Below are 19,204 nucleotides of genomic sequence, written 5' to 3'. Positions count from 1 at the left end.
GGCCGGACCTTCTGGCGTGAATGCCACGATTGCCTGATCGGGGTCACCACTGAGTGGGGGTGCAGGGGGTCATCCCCCGCGAACAACCCAGTGTGGGGGTGCAGGGGGTCATCCCCCGCGGCATGGATCAGATGTGGCCACGGGAGCAGGACTTGACCCGTGGACACGACCCGTGGGGGTGCAGGGGGTCATCCCCCGCGAACAACTCGGTGTGGGGGAGCAGGGGGTCATCCCCCGCAAACAATTCAGTGCGTGTCGGTGGCCTCGATCTCGGAGCGGTCACCCGACCACAGCGTGTGGAAGGTGCCCTCGGCGTCGATGCGACGGTAGGTGTGCGAGCCGAAGAAGTCGCGCAGCCCCTGGGTGAGGGCGGCGTTCAGGCGGGGTGCGCGGACCATGTCGTAGTACGACAGTGCCGAGGCGAACCCGGGAATCGGGACGCCGGCCTGGGTGGCGCGCACCACGACCCGACGCCAGGCGTCCTGGGAGTCGGCCAGCCCGGCCTTGATCGAGGGGGCCTCCAGCAGGGTGACCAGGTTGTGCGCGGCGTACTCGTTGGCAATCCGGTCGAGCAGCTTGGCGCGGATGATGCAGCCGGCACGCCAGATGCGGGCCACCGCGGCAACGTCAATGTCCCAGCCGTACTCCTCGGCGGCAACCTTGATCTCGTGCAGGCCCTGGGCGTAGGCGATGACCTTGGACGCCCACAGCGCCTGCCGGATGTCGTCGACGAAGGCGTCGCGGTCCTCGGCGGACAGGGTGCGGTCGGGACCCTGCAGGGCGGCCTGGCCGGCGGCGCGCAGGTCGGCGTGCGACGAGACGGCGCGGGCGAAGACCGACTCGGCGATCGAGGCGGCGGGCACGCCCAGGCTCAGGGCCTCCTGCACGGTCCAGGTGCCGGTGCCCTTCATGCCGGCAGCGTCGGTGATGACGTCGACCAGCGGCTTGCCGGTCCGGGTGTCGACCTGGGCGAGCACCTCGGCGGTGATCTCGATCAGGTAGGAGTCGAGGTCGCCGGTGTTCCAGGTCTTGAAGATCTCGGCCGACTCGGCGGCGCTGAAGCCGGCACCCTTGAGCAGTTCGTAGGCCTCACCGATGAACTGCATGTCGGCGTACTCGATGCCGTTGTGCACCATCTTCACGAAGTGGCCGGCCCCATCGGTGCCGATGTAGGTGCAGCACGGCTCGCCGTCGACCTTGGCCGAGATGTCCTCGAGCATCTTGCCGACGTACTCGTAGCTGTGCGGTGAACCGCCAGGCATGATCGAGGGTCCCTCAAGGGCACCCGTCTCGCCACCGGAGATGCCGGCGCCGACGAAGTGCAGGTCGTGGCCGCGCAGCTTCTCCTCGCGGCGGCGGGTGTCCTGGAAGTAGGCGTTGCCGCCGTCGACGACGATGTCACCGGCCTCGAGCAGGGGGATCAGTTGGTCGATCACGGCGTCGGTGCCCTTGCCTGCCTTGACCATGATGATGATCCGACGCGGTGACTCCAGCGAGTTGACGAAGTCCTCGAGCTGCTCCGACGCGATGAAGTTGGCCTCGGCATGCTCCTCGAGGACCGTCTCGGTCTTGGCCCAGGTGCGGTTGTAGATCGCGGTGCGGTAGCCGTGGTTGGCGAAGTTGCGGGCCAGGTTCGAGCCCATCACCGCCATCCCAATGACGCCGATCTGTGCCGAGCCGGTCCGGTCGGCTGCAGAGGTCTGCTCGCTCATCAATTACTCCTCGAAATGCTGTTAGCGGTCGCCGCGTGCGGCCATGCGAGTCCCATCCTGCCGCAGTCGCCCGCCAGGGGGCAGGGCTTGCCACCTGTTGCCCGCGTAGCCTGCGGCCTTTGGTGAACGATGTGCCGCCTGGGTCGTCCTGACGCGGCACTTGGTGAACGATGTGCCCGTCCGGGGTTGTCTGACCCGGCTTTGGTGAACGATGTGCCGTCTGGGTCGTGCTCACGCGGCACTTGGTGAACGATGTGCCGTCTGGGTCGTCCTGACCCGGTCTTTGGTGAACGATGTGCCGCCTGGGTCGTCCTGACCGGGCACTTGGTGAACGATGTGCCGTCTGGGTCGTCCTGACCCGGCACTTGGTGAACGATGTGCCCGTCCGGCGTCCCCGGGGTGATCCGCGACCGTGGCAACAGACGGCAAGCACGGGCCGGCCGGTGATCCTCGATGCCAGACTGGGGCCAACGACTTCAGCCTGTGCACCGTGAGCATCTGGACCAAGGAGAACAATATGGAACTGCGCGCCGACGCCAAGTGGTCGATGGTCATCGCCACCTCAATGGGTATCCGCATCACCCCCGAGAACTTCCAGCAGGTCCAGACCTCGGACCGCTACTTCATGCATGCGACCTCGGCGGAGTCGAATGTCGCCTCGGTCTCCTCCCACCTGGGACTGCCCGTCAAGGTGCTGACCAACTTCGTCGAGGGCAGCCCCATCTCGGCGTTCATCAAGGCCAACCTGCGTGCCCGTGGCATGGCCTACGAGGGTCCGGACCTGCCGCAGGGCGGCGCCTGGGGCTACCGCCACCAGTTCAACATTGCCGACTCGGGCTACGGCCTTCGCGGTCCCCGCGTCTGGAATGACCGCGCCGGTGAGGTCGGACTGGCGCTGGACGTGAAGAACTTCGACCTCGAGAAGCTGTTCGTCGACGAGGGCGTCAAGGTGGTTCACCTGTCCGGGCTGATCGCGGCGCTGTCGCCCGAGACCAGCCAGTTCTGCCTCGAGGTGGCGCGCATCGCCAAGGCCAATGGCACCAAGATCGCCTTCGACCTCAACCACCGTGCCTCGTTCTGGAAGGGACGCGAGACCGAACTGCGGGCCGCCTTCCACGAGATCGCCTCGGTCACCGACATCCTCATCGGCAACGAGGAGGACTTCCAGCTGGCGCTGGGCATCGAGGGCCCCGAGGCCGGTGGCGACCAGGTCTCGAACAAGATCGACGGCTTCAAGGACATGATTGGCCGGATCACCGAGGTCTACCCGCAGGCTTCGGTCATTGCGAACACCCTGCGTGAGGTCGAGACCGTCAACCGTCACCTGTGGGGTGCGGTGGTCTGGTCGGGCGGCGAGTTCTCGGTGGCCGAGCCCCGCGAGATCGGCGTGCTCGACCGTGTCGGCGGCGGCGACGGATTCGTCGGCGGCCTGCTGTACGGACTCATCCAGGGCTGGGCCCCCGAGAAGTGCATGCAGTTCGGCTGGGCCACCGGCGCCCTGGCCGCGACCTCGCTCACCGACTACGGCACCCCCGCCGACGAGGAGCAGGTCTGGAGCATCTGGGAGGGCAACGCCCGCGTCAAGCGCTGACGTTCCCGCACGAATCGGGGTCAATGGCGACCCCACCCCTGTCGTGGCCCGTTCACCGAGAGTGTCGGTGGTCGGGCCACGATCGTGCCGTCACTGTAGCTTTGCTGCGGCTGCGGCTGCGCCTGCGCCTGCGCCTGCGGCTGCGCCTGCGGGTGCTGCGGCTGCGGGGACGCCGACGAACGAGCGGGCGTTGATGGTCATGACGATCAGTCAGATCAGGTCGAACACCCGCGGAGTCAACACCGCCATCCCGCCCACCAGGCAGGCCAGCGTGGCGGCCAGGAAGACCAGGTGCCACAGCGACATAGGGGTCCGGGTCAACCGCGCCAGCTGCCCGGCATCGGAGTCCCGCGCGGGACGTCTGGCCAGTTCAATCGTCGGGCGCGGGGCCGACAGCAGCAGCAGCCATGTCAGCAGGTAGGCGATCCAGGACTGGTGCACCGGCTCCAGGTACCAGGACGCGGCAGCGATGCCGGCCAGCACGACGACCATCACCAGCAGCCCGTAGAAGTTGCGGATGAACAGCAGCATGAGCGCCAGCAGCACCGCCCATGCCCACAGCAGCCCCACCGAGTACCCGGCGGCCAATGCCAGTGCCGCCCCCAGGCCCGTCACGCCAGGCGCCAGGTAGCCGGCCAGCAGGGTTGCCACCATGCCGGGGCCCTTCGGTCGACCTCGCGACACGGTCAGCCCCGAGGTGTCGGAATGCAGCCGGATGCCGGACAACTGTCGTCCGGTCAACGCCGCCACGGCGGCGTGCCCGGCCTCATGGACGATGGTGACCAGCATCCGCACCAGCGGCCAACCGAGCAGCACCATGGCCAGAGCCACGGCCCCCAGCAGCCCCACCACGGTGGGCGAGGGCACCGGCTGGGGTGTGATGATGCCCTGCCAGATGTCGTTCAGCATGCCAACTCCTGCAGCGGTCCTGCGAGCCAACGCTGCACTTCGCGGGGTGTCCGCAGCCGCACCACGACCAGGTGGTCATGGCTGGCGGCGACCTGGGGAATGCGCTGGACGTACTTGTTCCTGGTCGAGAACGACCAGCGCAGGATGTGTTCGGGGTCGGTGAAGATGGTCCGCAACGCGGGTTCCACATTGCCGTTCCACAGCACCTCACCGCGCAGACGGCGCCGCAGGGTCCGGCTCACCAGGCGCGGCACGGTGACGCGCCAGTAGGGCAGGTCGAGCCACACCAGCAGGTCCGCCCGGTCGACCAGCAATTCGCGCACCGGGCGGTACTGCCATTCGGTCACCCAGGTCGGGTCACTGGTGAAGACCTGCACGTCGGCCACGAAGCTCGGCCGCGGGGTCCAGTTCGGGCCGTGGTACAGGGAGTCGATCTCGACGTGGGCGATCCCCAGCACGTCGGCGATCCGAGCGGCCAGGGTGGTCTTGCCGGTGCCGGAGACGCCAGCCACCAGTACCCGGCGGGGGCGCTGTGGCAGCGGCGTCTCGGCGTCAAGCATCCGTGCACACTACCGCTCGGTTGGCCCCGCCCACGTCCGGCGGCCCCGCCACCAGGTCGCGACCACCGGGTCGGGCAGGTCGCGGCCGTGGTAGGGGTTGTTGCGCCCCAACGACAACGACTGCTCCCGGTCGACGATGCCGCGACGCGCCGGGTCCACCAGCACCACGTTGGCCGGTTCCCCGACCGCCAGCGGACGACCCTGGTGGGGCAGGGACCCGATCCGTGCCGGGGCGTGGCTCATCCGGTCGGCAACCTGGTCCCAGCCCAGACGCCCCGGATTCACCAGGGTCTCGATCACGGTGGCCAGGGCCTGCTCGATGGCGATCATCCCCGGCTTGGCCTCAGGGAACGGCTTCGCCTTGTCCTGGGCACGGTGCGGGGCGTGGTCGGTGGCCACCACGTCAATGGTGCCGTCGGCCAGGGCGGCCCGCACCGCCTCGACGTCCTCGGCGCTGCGCAGCGGAGGGTTGACCTTGTAGGTGGTGTCACCGGAGCGCAGCTCGTCCACCGACAGCAGCAGGTGGTGCGGCATCACCTCGGCGGTCACCCGCACCCCGCGCGCCTTGGCCCAGCGCAGCACCTCGACGCCCTCGGCGGTGGACACGTGGCAGACGTGCAGCCGGGTGCCGAGGTACCCGGCGATCTGCACGTCGCGGGCGATGATCACCGACTCGGCGATCGTCGGCCACCCGTCCAAGCCCAGTTCCGCCGACACCGGACCCTCGTGGCAGCAGGCCGACGGCCCGGCCAACGACGCGTCCTGGCAGTGCTCGGCCAGGACGCCGTCGAACGGCTTCAGTTGCTCCATGGCGGCGCGGACCAGCCCGGCCGTGGGCACCGACAGGCCGTCGTCGGAAAAGACGGTCACCCCGGCCGCGGCCAGGTCGGCGATCGACGACAGTTCCTGGCCGGCCAGCCCGCGGGTGACAGCACCGATGGGGACGACCTCGGCGGACGCATCGGTGGCCAGGGCACGCACGTGTTCGGCCCGCTCACCGGTGTCGGTCACCGGATCGGTGTTCGCCATGGCGAAGACGGCGGTGAATCCTCCGCGGGCGGCGGCGGCCGTGCCGGTGCTGATCGTCTCGGCGGCCTCCTGCCCGGGCTGTCGCAGGTGGGTGTGCAGGTCGACGAAACCGGGCAGCGCCACCAGGCCGTCGGCGTCGACGCGCGTCGCCCCGACGGCAGGGGAGTCGACCAGTCGACCATCGGCCAGGTGCAGGTCGGTGCGGGTGCCGTCCGGCAGGGTCACCCCAGTGATCGTCCAGCTGGAGGCGCTCATGCGGGTGCTCCCGGCGTCCAGTCGATGTCGGCGCGCCACGGACGCTGCTTGAGGGTGGCGCGGACGCTGTCGGCCGAGCAACCCAGGGCGGTCAGGAAGATCGCCATCCGCACCTTGAGCCCGTTGTCGGTCTGCTTGAAGATCGCCAACCCCGGCAGGTCGTCCACGTCGGCGGACAGGTCGTAGGCGTCCTGCCGGGCATCGCGGGGCAGCGGATGCATGATGATGATGTCCTGGTCAACACCGGCCTGCTCGAGCAGTCCCCGGTTCAGCAGGCTGCCGCGCACCGTCGCGTGCAGTTCCTCGGTCATCCGCTCGCGCTGCACGCGGGTGGCATAGACGACATCCGACCCGTTCAGGGCCTCGACCACCGAATCGCACTCCACCACGGTGTTGCCATGGGCGCGGGCATGGTGGGCGATGGCATCGGGCAGTTCGAGGCTGGGCGGACTGAACAGCCGGAAGGTGATGCCGTCGTTGACCGACAGCAGCTTGATCAGCGAGTGCACGGTGCGGCCGTACTTCAGGTCGCCGATCACCGCGATCGTGGCCCCGTCCAGCGACCGGCCGCGGCCGGCCAGTTCACGGGTGAGCGTGTAGGAGTCCAGCAGCGCCTGGCTCGGGTGCTCCCCGGCACCGTCACCGGCATTCATCACCGGCACCGTCGAGGCGGCCGCGAACTGCGCCACCGACCCCTCGTCGGGGTGCCGCACGACCAGCACGTCGGAGTAACCCGAGATGACCCGCGAGGTGTCCTCGATCGACTCGCCCTTGGCCATGGACGAGAACGTGAAACCGGTGGTCGTGGTCACCTCACCACCCAGGCGCAGGAACGCCGACTCGAAGCTCAACCGGGTGCGGGTACTGGGTTCGAAGAAGAGGCTGCCGAGCACCGCCCCGTCCAGGACGGTGCACACGCTCTGGCGTCCGGCGATGGGATCAACCACATCAGCCAGTTCGAAGAGACGTTCCAGCCGGTCGCGGTCGAACTGGGCGACGCTCAACAGGTGGCGTCCGGCGCCGAACATGGGCAGCGTTTGCTGGGTGGACACGGGGGACCTCCTGCGGTGGGCTGCTCAGGAACCTAGCACTGCGCCACGATGCGCCGTGCCCGCGTCAACGATGTGGCCCCCGGCGTCGCCAAATGGGCATCCGGCCAGCGGCTTCGGCTAGTGTGTGGGCCATGATCGCTTGGCTTGCACTGCCGCTCGAGGTCCTGCCTGGGTGGCCGGTACCGGAACCCGCCTCGACCCTGCACATCCTGACGCTCACCGTGCTCGGCCCACTGGCGGTTCTGGCGGTCCTGGCCGTGATCGGCTGGACCCCGCGCCTGATGCGCAAGGCACGCGCCGGCGCCGCTGCCGACGGAGTCGCCCTGACCGACGGCCACGCCCAGGACGCGGCGGCGCTGGCCCCCGGCGAGTCTCCGGCCCGTCGCGCAGCCATCGACAACTGACGACCGGGCGGCCACCCGCGCCACCCGCACGACGCACAGAAGGTGCCCTGCCAGTTGGCATGGCACCTTCTGCGTCTGCTGCCAGCACCGGGTGGCAGTCGGCGGCTCAGCCGCGGCTGGCCTGCTGGGCGCGCAGGGCGCGGGCCAGCGCATCGCGGCGCTCGGTCACGGTACGGGTGACCTGGTCGGAACGCTCAGCTGCCGCCAACCACTGGTCGACCTGGTCGACGTAGCCCTGATCGGCGTCCAGCGGGAACAGCAGGGTGAGCACCGCATCGACGGCCGCGTGGCCGCGTCCGTCCCAGCCGTCGCGTCCCTCCGAGATGGCCTCGGCCACCTCCAGGTACAACGCCCGGTAGGGCGTGAGCAGTTCGTCCTGGTCGTACTGCCAGAAGTTCAGGCAGATCTGGCGGTGGGTGCCGTTGGGAATGCCCGGCTCGGCAGTGGCACGCTGCCACGCCTCGGCCTTGGTGTCCGGGTCGGCGAGCGCGGCCAGCACACCGGCCGCCTGCTCGGCGCCGCTGATGGTGTTGTCGCGCTCCAGTTCGGCGGCCACCTCGGCCCGGCCGACCGCCCCCTGGCGGGCCAGGGCCGTCAGCAGACGCCAGCGCATGTCGGTGTCGACCTGCAGCCCCTCGGCAGCCTCGTCACCCTGCAGCCAGGCCAAGAGCAGCTCGGCACCCTCAGGGGTGTGGACCGACTGGATCAGCGCATTGGCGAAGGCCAGCTGGTGGTCGGAGCCGGGCTCGGCCTGCTTCAGCGCCAGCGCGAGACCGCGGACCAACTGTCCCCGGACCTCGCCGCGCAGCTCCGGGGCGGTGTAGGAGGTCGCCGCCAGCGTCGCCTGACGGTTCAGCGTCTGCACCGCTGTCAGGTCGGACTCGCCCCCCACACCGCGGGCCACCAGGTCGGTGTAGTCGCGCGACGTCATCTCGCCGTCGCGGGTCATGTCCCAGGCAGCGCCCCACAGCAGCGCCCGTGCCAGCGGGTCGTCCAGTGAGTCGATGGTGCTCACCGCGGTCTCCAGCGAGCGGGGGTCGAGGCGCACCTTGGCGTAGGTGAGGTCCTGGTCGTTGAGCAGCACCAGGTCGGCGGCCGGCTGACCGACCAGTGCCTCGATGTCGGTGCGCTCACCGGTGATCTCGACCTCGACCGAGTCACGGCGGACCAGCACGTCGCCGGCCAGGTCGAACAGGCCGATGGCCATCTTGTGGGTGCGCAGGGTGGGCCAGTCGGGGTTCGCGCTCTGCACCACCGCGAAGCGAGAGAAGGTCCCCGCCTCGTCCACCTCGAAGTCGGCGCGCAGGGTGTTGACGCCGGCCTTCTCGAGCCATTCACCGGTGAACCAGCCCAGGTCACGCCCCGAGGCCTTCTCCAGCGCCGCCAGCAGGTCGTCGAGTTCGGTGTTGCCCCAGGCATGGGTGGCGAAGTAGTCGCGGACACCGGCCAGGAAGTCGTCCTGGCCAACCAGGCTGACCAGCTGCTTCAACGTGGAGGCGCCCTTGGCGTAGGTGATGCCGTCGAAGTTCTGTTCGACGGCGCGCAGATCGACCATGTCGGCGGCGATGGGGTGGGTGGTCGGCAACTGGTCCTGGGCATAGGCCCAGCCCTTGCGGGCGTTGGCGAAACTGACCCACGGGTCGACGCCGCCATGCTTGGCGACGATCCGGCTCTGGGCGTAGTGGCTGGCCCATTCGGCGAACGATTCATTGAGCCACAGGTCGTCCCACCACTTCATGGTGACCAGGTCGCCGAACCACATGTGTGCCAGTTCGTGCAGGATCGTGTTGTCGCGGCCCTCGTAGGCCGCCGAGGTCACCCGCGAACGGAACAGGTACTCGTCGCGGATGGTGACCAGCCCGGCGTTCTCCATGGCCCCGGCGTTGAACTCCGGGACGAACGCCTGGTCGTAGGTGCCGAACGGGTACGGGGTGCCGAAGTCGGCCTCGAAGACCTCGAAACCGCGTTTGGTGGTGGTCAGCACGCGGTCGGCGTCCAGGTGTTCCTTGACCGACTGGCGGCACAGCACCGAGGCCGGCACCGGCCCGGAGGTGCTGTCGATGGTGTCGGTCACCACGTGGTACTCCCCGGCGACCAGGGCGGTGATGTAGCTCGACATGGGGGGAGTGGGGGCAAAGGTCCAGCGGGCCAGGTCATCGCTGTCGGCGAGCGGCTCGGGCTCGACCGCGGCGGCATTCGACACGACGACCCAGTGCCGGGGTGCGGTCACGCGCAGCGCGAAGGTGGCCTTCTGGTCGGGCTGCTCGAAGTTGGCGAACATCCGCCGGGCGTCGGCGGTCTCGAACTGGGTGTACAGGTAGACCCGGCCGTCGGCGGGGTCGACGAACCGGTGCAGCCCCTCACCGGTGTGGCTGTAGCGGCAGACCGCGGTGATGGTCAGCTCGTGGTCGCCGGCCTCGGCGCTGAACGGGAACCGGGTGCCGGTGAACGTCTGCGGGTCGAGCGGCTGGCCGTCCAGGACGACCTCGCGCACCGCATCGGCGATCAGGTCGATGTGCGTCGGGTCGCCCGACAACGTCTCGAAACGAGCGGTGGTGGTCGACACGAAGGTGTCGGCATCCTCGAGGCCACGCCCGCCGAGATCGACGGCCACGTGGTAGCTGTGGCTGCGCACGATCGCCGAGCGAGCGACGGCCTCGTCACGCGTGATGTTCGTCATCGAAGTCCTTTCACGCCCGCCACGGCGCGGCGGATCCATACGAGGCTAGGCCATTACCCCTCGTCAGCCCACGTGACGGGGCCGTGCGGGGACCAATTGTCGCCCGAAGTCCCCGGGACGATTCCGCCGAGGGCGCAGCGTTGAAGCCGCATCCGCTGTCAGTGGCCACCGTTAGGCTGGCGGCATGACCATCAATGTTGACTTCTGGTTCGACCCGTTGTGCCCGTGGGCGTGGATGACCTCACGCTGGATGCTCGAGGTCGAACAGGTGCGTGACGTGCACACCACCTTCCACATCTTCAGCCTGGCCATCCTGAACGAGGACAAGGACGTGCCCGAGGAGTACCGCGCGGGCATCGAGGCCGGACGACCCGCCACCCATGCGGCGATCGGCGTCCTGGACCAGTACGGACAGGAGGGTCTGCGCACCTTCTACACCGCGCTGGGCACCGCCTACCATCCGCAGGACCAGCCCAAGGACGGCGCGACCCTGCGCAAGGTGCTCGACGAACTGGGCTACGACGTCACCATCGCCGACCGGGCCGAGGCCGGCGAGTGGGCCGACCGGGTGCGGGAGTCCTTTGAGACCGGCATCTCGCTGGTCGGCGGCGAGGTCGGCACCCCGATCGTCAAGGTGCATGACGTCGCCCTGTTCGGTCCGGTCATCTCGCCCGCCCCGAAGGGTGAGCAGGCCGGGGAACTGTTCGACGGCTTCGAGAAGATGGCCGCCTACCCCGGCTTCTTCGAGGTGAAGCGCACCCGCACCGTCGATCCCATCTTCGACTGAGCCATGGCACCAGCCCCGTCAGGCGAGCTGCCCGAGGGTCTCGACCCGCAGGTCCGGCACCGCTGGACCGACCTGGCCGAGAAGATCACCGACGCCCAGCAGGCCTACTACGGACGCGACGCGCCCACGGTCTCGGACGCCGAGTACGACCAGTGGCTGCGTGAACTCGGGGAACTGGAACACCAGTTCCCCGAGTTGTGCACCCCGGACAGCCCCACCCAGCGGGTGGGTGCCGCGCAGAGGATGACCGACTTCGCGCCGGTGACGCACCGGCGAGCGATGACCAGCCTGGACAACGTGTTCTCGGCCGAGGAACTCGACGACTGGCTGGCCCGCGTCCACCGAGGGCTGGGCACCGAGCAGGTCGACTTCCTGCTGGAGCCCAAGATCGACGGGCTGGCCATCAACCTGACCTACGAGGACGGCCTGCTGGTGCGCGCCGCCACCCGTGGCGACGGCCGCGTCGGTGAGGACGTCACCGGCAACGTCCGCACCATCGCCGGCGTGCCCCACCGCCTGAACGGCACCGACATTCCCGACCTGGTCGAGGTGCGCGGCGAGATCTTCTTCCCGATCGAGGCCTTCGCCGACCTCAACGCCGCGCTCGTCGAGGCGGGGAAGGCGCCCTTCGCCAACCCCCGCAACGCTGCCGCCGGGTCGCTGCGCCAGAAGGACCCGACGGTCACCGCGACCCGTCCGCTGCGGATGCTGGTGCACGGACTGGGTGCCAGCAGCGGCTTCCAGGTCGCCCGCCAGTCCGAGGCCTACGACCTGCTCCGCGGCTGGGGGCTGCCCACCACCGCCCACTACGAGGTGGTCGACAGCGTCGAGGCCATCCACGCCTTCGTCCGCCGCTACGGCGAGCACCGCGACACGGTCGAGCACGAGATTGACGGGGCAGTGGTCAAGGTCGACGACCTGTCCCAGCAGGGCGAGTTGGGCTTCACCAGTCGTGCCCCGCGCTGGGCCATCGCCTACAAGTACCCGCCGGTCGAGGTGAACACCCGGCTGCTCAGCATCGAGGTCAACGTCGGACGCACCGGCCGGGTCACCCCCTACGGGGTGATGGAACCGGTGGTGGTGGCCGGCTCGACCGTGTCGATGGCGACCCTGCACAACGCCCACGAGGTCAAGCGCAAGGGCGTACTGATCGGCGACGTCGTCGTGCTGCGCAAGGCCGGTGACGTGATTCCCGAGATCCTGGGCCCGGTCGTCGACCTGCGCGACGGCAGCGAGAGCGAATTCGTGATGCCGACCCGGTGTCCTGCCTGCGACGCCGAGCTGCGCCCCGAGAAGGAGGGAGACAAGGACATTCGCTGCCCGAATGCCGAGTCCTGCCCGTCCCAGCTCCGCGAGCGCCTGTTCGGGCTGGCCTCGCGCAGCGCCCTCGACATCGAGGCGCTCGGCTGGGAAGCGTCCATCGCGCTGCTCACCTCGGGAGTGTTGACCAATGAGGCCGGCCTGTTCTCGCTGGGCGCCGACGACCTGGTCACGGTGCCCTTCTTCACCCGTTCCGCCAAGAAGGCCGAACTCGCCGACCCGGACGCGGTGCCGCCGCCGGGCGTGGTCGACGGACAGGTGCTCAGCGCCAACGGACTGAAGTTCCTGAACAACCTGGACAAGGCCAAGCAGCAGCCGCTGTGGCGGGTGCTGGTGGCCTTGTCGATCCGCCGCGTCGGGCCCACCGCGGCCCGGGCACTGGCCACCCAGTTCGGCTCATTGCAGGCCATCCGGGAGGCTCCCGCCGAACAACTGGCCGCCACCGACGGCGTGGGCAGCGTGATCGCCGAGTCCATCCGGGAATGGTTCGACGTCGACTGGCACAACGCCATCGTGGACGCCTGGGCCGAGGCCGGGGTGCGGATGGCCGACGAGCGCGACGAGTCCATCCAACGCACCCTGGAGGGGCTGACGGTGGTGGTCACCGGATCCCTGGAGGGCTTCAGCCGCGACGGTGCCAAGGAGGCCATCATCACCCGCGGCGGCAAGGCCTCGGGCTCGGTCAGCAAGAACACCGACTTCGTGGTGATCGGCGCCAATGCCGGCACCAAGGCCGCCAAGGCCGAGGAGCTCGGACGGCCGATCCTGGACGAGGCCGGCTTCGTGAGGCTGCTCGAGGGCGGCCCGGCTGCCGTCAGCGAGCCCTCCGAGGACGAGGAGTGATCAGCAGGCGCGCCGTGATCAGAAGAAGCGCAGCGTCCGGGGTGCCTGGGCGACGCGGAACAGGTCGTCGAAGCGGGCCACCGCCAGCGCCGAGCCCTGCACCCGTCCGGCACCGGCCAGCACCCGGGCGCTGAGCCCGCCCAGGTACAGCGAGCTGAACGCCTCGATACCCATCACCAGGTCGGCCTGGCGGCTGGTGGGCTCGGCCTCGGCGCGACCCTCACGCACCTGCAGGTGCACGGTGCCGTCGGCCAGACCCGACGGGTCGTGCACGGTGATGGTCAGCTCGCCATCGTGCTCGAAGTGGCGCGCCCGCAGCGCGGAAGGCACGTCGAGCACCCGCGTCCACATCGCGTCGCGCACCTCGGTCGACTTCAGTCGGCGGGCATCGACCAGTCCCCAGCGCAGCGGGCCGTGCGGGTCGCCGCGACGGAAGGTGGCCTTCTTGACGAGGTCGTGGTGGCCGATGAAGGCCCACAGCGCCAACTCGGCCGCCGGGTCCAGCGCCAGCAGTTCGATGACTTGCAGTTCCTCATGGTCCTTGATCCGGTAGGTGAGCAGCCCGTCGACGACGCCCGCCTCGTCCCGGTGCGCCACCGCCCGCACGTTCCGATCCACCTTGCCGGACTCCCAGTCGAAGGTGCCCAGCACGCTCGAGACGTGGGCGGCGCTGGCGCCGTGCGACCCGCGGTGGCTCCGGTGCCAGGCCTCAAAGGTGTCCTGCCACAGGGCGGCCGCCTCGGCGGAGGTCGGCTCGAGCTGGACGATGCTGCCGCTCGGCTCGCTGCGCAGGGCGAAACCTTGGCTGATGTCGACCTCGTAGCTCTCGTGCAGCATCGAGACCCCGAAGCCGAAGCGTCCGTAGATCGTCGCCTCGGTGACGGTCAGCGCCGCCAGGCTCTGACCTCGCTCCTTGGCCTCGGACAGGTCGGTCATCATCATCGTCCGCAGCAGCCCCTTGCGGCGGGCGGTCTGGCGCACCGTCACGTTGGTGATGAAGTTCGCCGGCTCGAGGTGCCCGCCGCCGGTGTTGATGGTGTTGTCCCAGGACAGGAATGTCGACAGGGGTGCGCTCAGCGCGCCCGGCAACTGCGCTGCCTCACTGTCGGGGGCATAGCTGACGGCGCGGACCCGGCCGGCGTCGGCGGCCAGGAACTCGACCTGCTTGTCGATCTGCTCCGGGGTCGAATCCTCGGACAGGAACCCGAGCGAGACCGCCCTGATCCAGGCTTCGAGTTCGGGGCTGCGGGTGGTGGCGTCAATCCGGCTCAACGTGTAGTCGTTCACCGCTGCAGCCTAGCGAGACGGATCTTGGGGTCGCTGGTGTTCTTCCCCACGTGACCTGACAAGATGGGCCCATGCGCGTTCACATTGCCACCGACCATGCCGCCTTCGAGTTGAAGGAATACCTGGTCGCCGAGCTTCGGACCCGGGAGTACGAGGTTGTCGACCATGGCGCCGACAGTTACGACGCCAACGACGACTACCCGACCTTCGTGATCCCCTGCGCCGAGGCGGTCGCCGCCGAACCGGGGTCGCTGGGCATCGTGCTGGGCGGGTCCGGCAACGGCGAGCAGATCGCGGCCAACAAGGTCAAGGGCATCCGTGCCGCCCTGGCCTACAACCCCGAACTGGCCAAGCTGGGCCGACAGCACAACAACGCCAACTGCGTCGCCCTGGGCGGCCGGATGCAGGCGCTGGACCAGTCCCTGGCGATCGTGCTCGCCTTCCTCGAAACGCCGTGGACCAATGAGGAACGTCACGCCCGGCGCATCGACATGCTGGCCAAGTACGAGCAGACCGGCTCGCTCTGAGCCCACCGGCGCCGTCTGCCCTCAGCGTCGGCGGCGTCCCTGGGCGCGGGCCAGCAGGTCAGCCACCACGCGTTCGGCCTGCGCCAGGTCGGACGCGTTGGGCCGCGAGACCTCCCGTGCCCGCAGCGCCCGGTCCCAGCCGACCAGTCCGGTGATGCCGTCGCGGCCGAACTCACGCTTTTCGGTGGCACGTTCCGGGCGGGCGTTCATGGCGGCAGTCTAGCGGCGGCACCGCGTGGAATACTGGCCGACAATCCGGGGCACCCATGGTGCTCGGCGTCGATTCGCAGGAGGCACTTCTTGCCCGAAGGTCACGTGATCCATCGGCTCGCCCACGCGCTGGGCGACGCCTTCGGACAACGCAGCGTCGAGGTCAGCTCGCCACAGGGACGGTTCGCCGCCTCGGCCGAGTTGCTGGACGGGCAGGTGCTGACCGGCGCCGAAGCCTTCGGCAAGAACCTCTTCGTCGAGTTCGCTGCCCCCATTCCCGACCCCATCGTCCACATCCACCTCGGGCTGATCGGCAAGCTCGCCCTGGCCCCGGCGGCGCCACCCCAGGGCCAGGTGCGGCTGCGGATCAGCGATGGCGAGGTGGCCGCCGACCTGCGCGGTCCGCAGACCTGCGCCCTGGTCACCCCGGCACGCCGCGACCAGGTGGTGGCCGCGCTGGGCCCCGACCCGATTCGTGCCGATGCCGACCCCGACAAGGGATTTACCAGGATCAGGCGCTCGGCCAAACCCATCGCGGCACTGCTCATGGACCAGAAGGTGGCAGCCGGGGTCGGCAACATCTACCGCGCCGAGGTGCTGTTCCGGCATCGGCGCCACCCGATGACCCCCGGCAACCGGATCAGCGCCAAGGAGTGGGCCTCCATGTGGAGCGACCTGGTGGTCCTCATGCGCCAGGGCGTGGTCGACGGACGCATCGACACCGTCCGTGACGAGCACCTGCCCGACGCCATGGGTCGGCCGCCGCGCGAGGACCGGCACGGCGGCGAGGTCTACGTGTACCGCCGCACCGGCCAGCCCTGCCACGTCTGCGGCGGCGAGGTGCACAGCACGATCCTGGAAGCCCGCAACCTGTACTGGTGCCCCGCATGCCAACGCCGCCGCTGATCCGCTGGCAGGAACTGGAGTTCCAGGTGACCGAGGCCGGTGACCTGGCCCAGGTCAGCGACCTCGCCAGCGGCCAGGTCCTCCTGCGCGGGCTGCGCATCGACCTGCCTACACCGTGGACCGCTGCCGGGGTGGTGCTGCTCAGCAACGAGATCGAGCAGAACTTCACCCACCCCAGCGGTGCCACCGCCGTGGTCCGGCAGGTCTGGGAAGAGGCATGGACGCTGCGGATCACGCTGCTCAACACCTCATCGGAGCAGGCACAGGTGCCGGCGCCGCGACTCCGGTTCGCCGCGTCCTGGCCCACCCGGCGGTGGCTGGCCGGAGGCGAGGCATCCATCAGCATTGACCCCGGACGCGCCGAACAACTGCTGCTCACCCAACTGCGGGGCCAGGCGCGCTCCGGTGACGGCGAACTGTTGCTGGCTCCCGACCCGCTGGTGCTTGCCGCCCAGACCGAGAACGCCGGGCCCGGCCAGTTCCAGGTCTCGTGGCGCGGGGCATGGCTGGTCAACCACGCCCAGATCGCCCGCGTCCTGCCCTTCTGGTGGCCCGAACGCGTCGCCCTCGCCGAGGGCGAAGAGGTGGTGCTGTCGCTGCCGGACGCCGCCACCACCGCCACCGACGGGGTCACCATCGCCCTCGAGGACGAGGACACCTGGCTCAGCGGCACGCCGGGACGCCACGCCGTGCACGTGCACAACCGACTGGGCACCACCGACCTGCACCTGTGGTGGGGTCGCAACCTGGAAGCGGCCCAGCATCGTGAGGCCACCCGCCTGCTGGACGTCACCGACGCCCGCACCTGCGAGCCATGGGAGGCCTGGATCATCACCCGGGCGGCCCACCTGGTCGGTTCCTACGAAGCCGAGGAGTACCTGTTCACCGCCGTCGAGGAACGGTGCGCCCGCTCCGGCCCCGTGCATCCCCTCGACGTGATGACGGTCAGCTCCTGGCTGGCCGAGCACCCCGACGAGGACGACGTCTGGGACGGCCTGACGGACCTGGTCACCCGGATGCCGACGGTGCCCGGCAGCCAGCTCGCCCTGGTCCATGCCCGACTGCTGGCCATGCAGTTGGGCCGCACCAGCCCCGGGCTGCGGGCCCAGCGCTCACCGGTCTCCGAGGACCTCAGCCGCGTCGAGCAGGCCATCTGCCGGGTCGAGGCGAGTTTGCTCAACCCGCCCGACGCGCCTGACGAGGAGTGCTGGCGGGTGGCCGGGCTGCTCGGCGCCGGGCTGCCCGGAGAGACGGTCGGACTGGTGCGCCTGGCGCAGGTGCACACCGTGACCGCCCTGTACCCCGAGCACTGGGATTTCACCGCCCGCTGGCCGGTGCCGCTGGCCACCGCCCGCGAGGCCGCCCGGCAGAAGATCGTGGCAAGCGTTGATCTGCCGGACGGCTGCGAGGCCTTGGGCTGGGTGCTGGCCGGACTCTGAACTCAGGCCGGTGTCACCACCCTGGCGGCGCCACCACCACCGCGGGTGGTCTCGGCGGCAGCCGTCAACCGTCGTCCGTCCACCTCAATGCCGGAGGCGAGCCCGATCGATCCGCTGTTGGTCAGGGTGTGTCCCAGCGCCCGCAGGCCGTCGCCGGTCGCCGAGGCGTGCAGTCCGCCGTCCACACCGGCGCTGGCGCCGTTGCGCGAACTGATCCGTGGGGCGGCGATGGCCGCAACCAGCGGCAATCCCCGTTCCAGGTGGCCCAGGATGATCTGGGCCACCGTCGTGATGATGGTGGCGCCACCGGGGGTACCGACCGACAGCACGGCGCCTTGACGGTTGGACAGGATCGTGGGGCTCATCGACGAGCGCGGCTGCTTGCCCGAGCCCGGCAGGTTGGGGTCGGGAACCCCGGGAGTCAGCGGCACGAAGTTGAAGTCGGTCAACTCGTTGTTCAGCAGGAAGCCGCGTCCGGGAACCGTGATCGCCGAGCCGGCGGTCTGCTCGATGGTCAGCGTGTAGGCCACCGTGTTGCCCCACTTGTCGACCACGTTGAAGTGGGTCGTGTGGGGGCCCTCGTAGGGTTCCTTCTGGGCGGCACCCAGCGGCGGGGGAGTCGTGTAGTCGCCGTCGGGGAAGCCGAACGGGATCGGACGGGCGTGGGCGCGGGTGGGGTCGAACAGACCGGCGCGCTCCCGGGCGAAGCCCATGCTGAGCAACTCACGGACCGGCACGCCCTGCACATCACCGACCCACCGGTTGCGGTCGGCAAAGGCAATCGAACTGGCCTCGGCGAAGCGGTGCAGGTAGTCGACCTCCGAGACCTGGGACAACGGAATGCCGGTGCGCTCCTCGAAGGCGGTGATCAGGTTCAGGATCGAGCCGACCGCGATCCCTCCCGAACTGGGCACTCCCATGCCGTGGACCGCCAGGGTTCCCTGACGGCTCCGGAACTGGCTCTCGGTGGGCTTGAGGATGCTGGCGCGGTAGCGGGCCAGGTCGATGGAGCGCAGCTGTCCCTTGAGCACGCTGACCCCGGAGACGGTGGTCGGGTTGGCGGCCTCACGGACGATCTCGCGGGCCAGTTGGCCGTGGTAGAACTCGTTGACGCCCTTGCGGCGAATCAGCCGGTAGGTGTCGGCCAGGTCGGGGTTGGTGAAGACCGCCCCCACTTCGGGGGCGGAGCCGCCGGGCAGGAACAGTGCGGCCGAGGCCGGGAACTTCGCCAACCGGGCAGCATTGGACAGGGTCTGGTTGCGGAAGTTGGCGTCGACGATGAACCCGCGGCGGGCCAGTTCCTCGGCAGGCTCCAGCAGCTCGCCGAGCCGTCGGGTGCCGAACCGCCGCGCGGCAACGGCCCAGGTGGCCAAGGTGCCGGGGGTCCCGATCGACAGGCCCGAGGTGACGACTTCGCTGAAGTTGAGCGCGTTGCCATTGCCGTCGGTCAAGGACTTCTCGTGGAACGTGCGTGGCGCGGTCTCGCGGCCGTTGATGGTCCACACCTTGCCGGTGCGCGCCTCACGGTAGACGAAGAATCCGCCGCCGCCGATGCCCGACGAGTAGGGCTCGGTCAGGCCCAGCACCGCCGCGGTGGCAATGGCCGCGTCCACGGCATTGCCGCCGCTCTTGAGCACCTGCAGCCCGATGGCGCTGGCGTAGGGGTCGACCGACGAGACAGCGCCCCCCGACC

The 19,204-nt window shown here is 69.5% G+C and carries 16 protein-coding genes; 7 read left to right on the top strand and 9 right to left on the bottom strand.

Annotated features, from left to right (window positions below; all coding sequences use genetic code 11):
- Positions 1-245 precede the first annotated feature (245 nt).
- Positions 246-1,712: an NADP-dependent phosphogluconate dehydrogenase gene (gndA, locus tag IPV09_RS03160; protein WP_207473638.1), complete on the bottom strand. Its 1,467-nt coding sequence runs from the start codon at positions 1,710-1,712 to the stop codon at positions 246-248.
- 490 nt (positions 1,713-2,202) lie between these two features.
- Between gndA and IPV09_RS03155 the strand changes: the two genes are divergently transcribed.
- On the top strand, positions 2,203-3,303 hold the full coding sequence (locus tag IPV09_RS03155; RefSeq protein ID WP_370590200.1) for a sugar kinase: 1,101 nt from the start codon (positions 2,203-2,205) through the stop codon (positions 3,301-3,303).
- A 210-nt stretch (positions 3,304-3,513) separates the two neighbouring features.
- On the opposite strand, the gene IPV09_RS03150 is transcribed toward IPV09_RS03155, so the two are convergent.
- From IPV09_RS03150 to pyrB, 4 genes are read right to left on the bottom strand one after another with little or no spacing between them, the layout of a single operon-like run.
- On the bottom strand, positions 3,514-4,212 hold the full coding sequence (locus IPV09_RS03150; protein ID WP_207473637.1) for a M50 family metallopeptidase: 699 nt from the start codon (positions 4,210-4,212) through the stop codon (positions 3,514-3,516).
- A complete protein-coding gene (locus tag IPV09_RS03145; protein ID WP_207473635.1) occupies positions 4,206-4,772 on the bottom strand; it encodes an AAA family ATPase in 567 nt (188 codons plus the stop codon). Before IPV09_RS03145 ends, IPV09_RS03150 begins: the two co-directional genes overlap by 7 nt.
- Positions 4,773-4,781: 9 nt before the next feature.
- Positions 4,782-6,056, bottom strand: a complete 1,275-nt coding sequence (locus tag IPV09_RS03140) for a dihydroorotase (RefSeq protein WP_207473634.1) — start codon at positions 6,054-6,056, stop codon at positions 4,782-4,784.
- Positions 6,053-7,108, bottom strand: a complete 1,056-nt coding sequence (gene pyrB, locus IPV09_RS03135) for an aspartate carbamoyltransferase (RefSeq protein ID WP_370590199.1) — start codon at positions 7,106-7,108, stop codon at positions 6,053-6,055. Before pyrB ends, IPV09_RS03140 begins: the two co-directional genes overlap by 4 nt.
- Positions 7,109-7,239: 131 nt before the next feature.
- Here pyrB and IPV09_RS03130 point away from each other — a divergent pair, with 131 nt between their 5' ends.
- Positions 7,240-7,512, top strand: coding sequence for a hypothetical protein (locus IPV09_RS03130; protein WP_207473633.1), 273 nt, complete (start codon positions 7,240-7,242; stop codon positions 7,510-7,512).
- Between the two features lie 106 nt (positions 7,513-7,618).
- Here the strand turns inward: IPV09_RS03130 and pepN are convergent, their stop codons facing one another.
- Positions 7,619-10,192 (bottom strand): aminopeptidase N, encoded by a 2,574-nt coding sequence (gene pepN, locus IPV09_RS03125; RefSeq protein ID WP_207473632.1) that lies wholly within the window; start codon positions 10,190-10,192, stop codon positions 7,619-7,621.
- A gap of 184 nt (positions 10,193-10,376) precedes the next feature.
- On the opposite strand from pepN, the gene IPV09_RS03120 reads away from it, so the two are divergent.
- Positions 10,377-10,979, top strand: coding sequence for a disulfide bond formation protein DsbA (locus IPV09_RS03120; protein WP_207473631.1), 603 nt, complete (start codon positions 10,377-10,379; stop codon positions 10,977-10,979).
- A 3-nt stretch (positions 10,980-10,982) separates the two neighbouring features.
- Positions 10,983-13,142: an NAD-dependent DNA ligase LigA gene (gene ligA / locus IPV09_RS03115; protein ID WP_207473630.1), complete on the top strand. Its 2,160-nt coding sequence runs from the start codon at positions 10,983-10,985 to the stop codon at positions 13,140-13,142.
- Positions 13,143-13,160: 18 nt separating this feature from the next.
- Here the strand turns inward: ligA and IPV09_RS03110 are convergent, their stop codons facing one another.
- Complete coding sequence (locus IPV09_RS03110) at positions 13,161-14,429, bottom strand: GNAT family N-acetyltransferase (RefSeq protein ID WP_207473629.1); 1,269 nt, start codon at positions 14,427-14,429, stop codon at positions 13,161-13,163.
- Positions 14,430-14,500: 71 nt separating this feature from the next.
- Between IPV09_RS03110 and IPV09_RS03105 the strand changes: the two genes are divergently transcribed.
- Positions 14,501-14,956: a ribose-5-phosphate isomerase gene (locus tag IPV09_RS03105; protein WP_207473627.1), complete on the top strand. Its 456-nt coding sequence runs from the start codon at positions 14,501-14,503 to the stop codon at positions 14,954-14,956.
- Between the two features lie 21 nt (positions 14,957-14,977).
- Here the strand turns inward: IPV09_RS03105 and IPV09_RS03100 are convergent, their stop codons facing one another.
- The gene (locus tag IPV09_RS03100) at positions 14,978-15,166 is read right to left on the bottom strand and encodes a hypothetical protein (protein ID WP_207473626.1); all 189 of its coding nucleotides are present in this window, start codon (positions 15,164-15,166) and stop codon (positions 14,978-14,980) included.
- Positions 15,167-15,256: 90 nt separating this feature from the next.
- Here IPV09_RS03100 and IPV09_RS03095 point away from each other — a divergent pair, with 90 nt between their 5' ends.
- The gene (locus IPV09_RS03095) at positions 15,257-16,072 is read left to right on the top strand and encodes an Fpg/Nei family DNA glycosylase (protein ID WP_207473625.1); all 816 of its coding nucleotides are present in this window, start codon (positions 15,257-15,259) and stop codon (positions 16,070-16,072) included.
- Positions 16,045-17,511, top strand: coding sequence for a hypothetical protein (locus tag IPV09_RS03090; RefSeq protein WP_207473624.1), 1,467 nt, complete (start codon positions 16,045-16,047; stop codon positions 17,509-17,511). The genes IPV09_RS03095 and IPV09_RS03090 overlap by 28 nt, the downstream gene beginning before the upstream one ends.
- Before the next feature lie 2 nt (positions 17,512-17,513).
- On the opposite strand, the gene IPV09_RS03085 is transcribed toward IPV09_RS03090, so the two are convergent.
- Positions 17,514-19,204, bottom strand: a 1,691-nt coding sequence (locus tag IPV09_RS03085) for a gamma-glutamyltransferase family protein (RefSeq protein ID WP_207473623.1), incomplete at its 5' end; no start/stop codon positions are given.

This window comes from Tessaracoccus sp. SD287 (genome assembly GCF_017355265.1).
Lineage (GTDB): Bacteria > Actinomycetota > Actinomycetes > Propionibacteriales > Propionibacteriaceae > Aestuariimicrobium.
The sequence above is the reverse complement of the archived record's forward strand: the minus strand, read 5'-3'. Positions and strand labels throughout refer to the sequence as shown.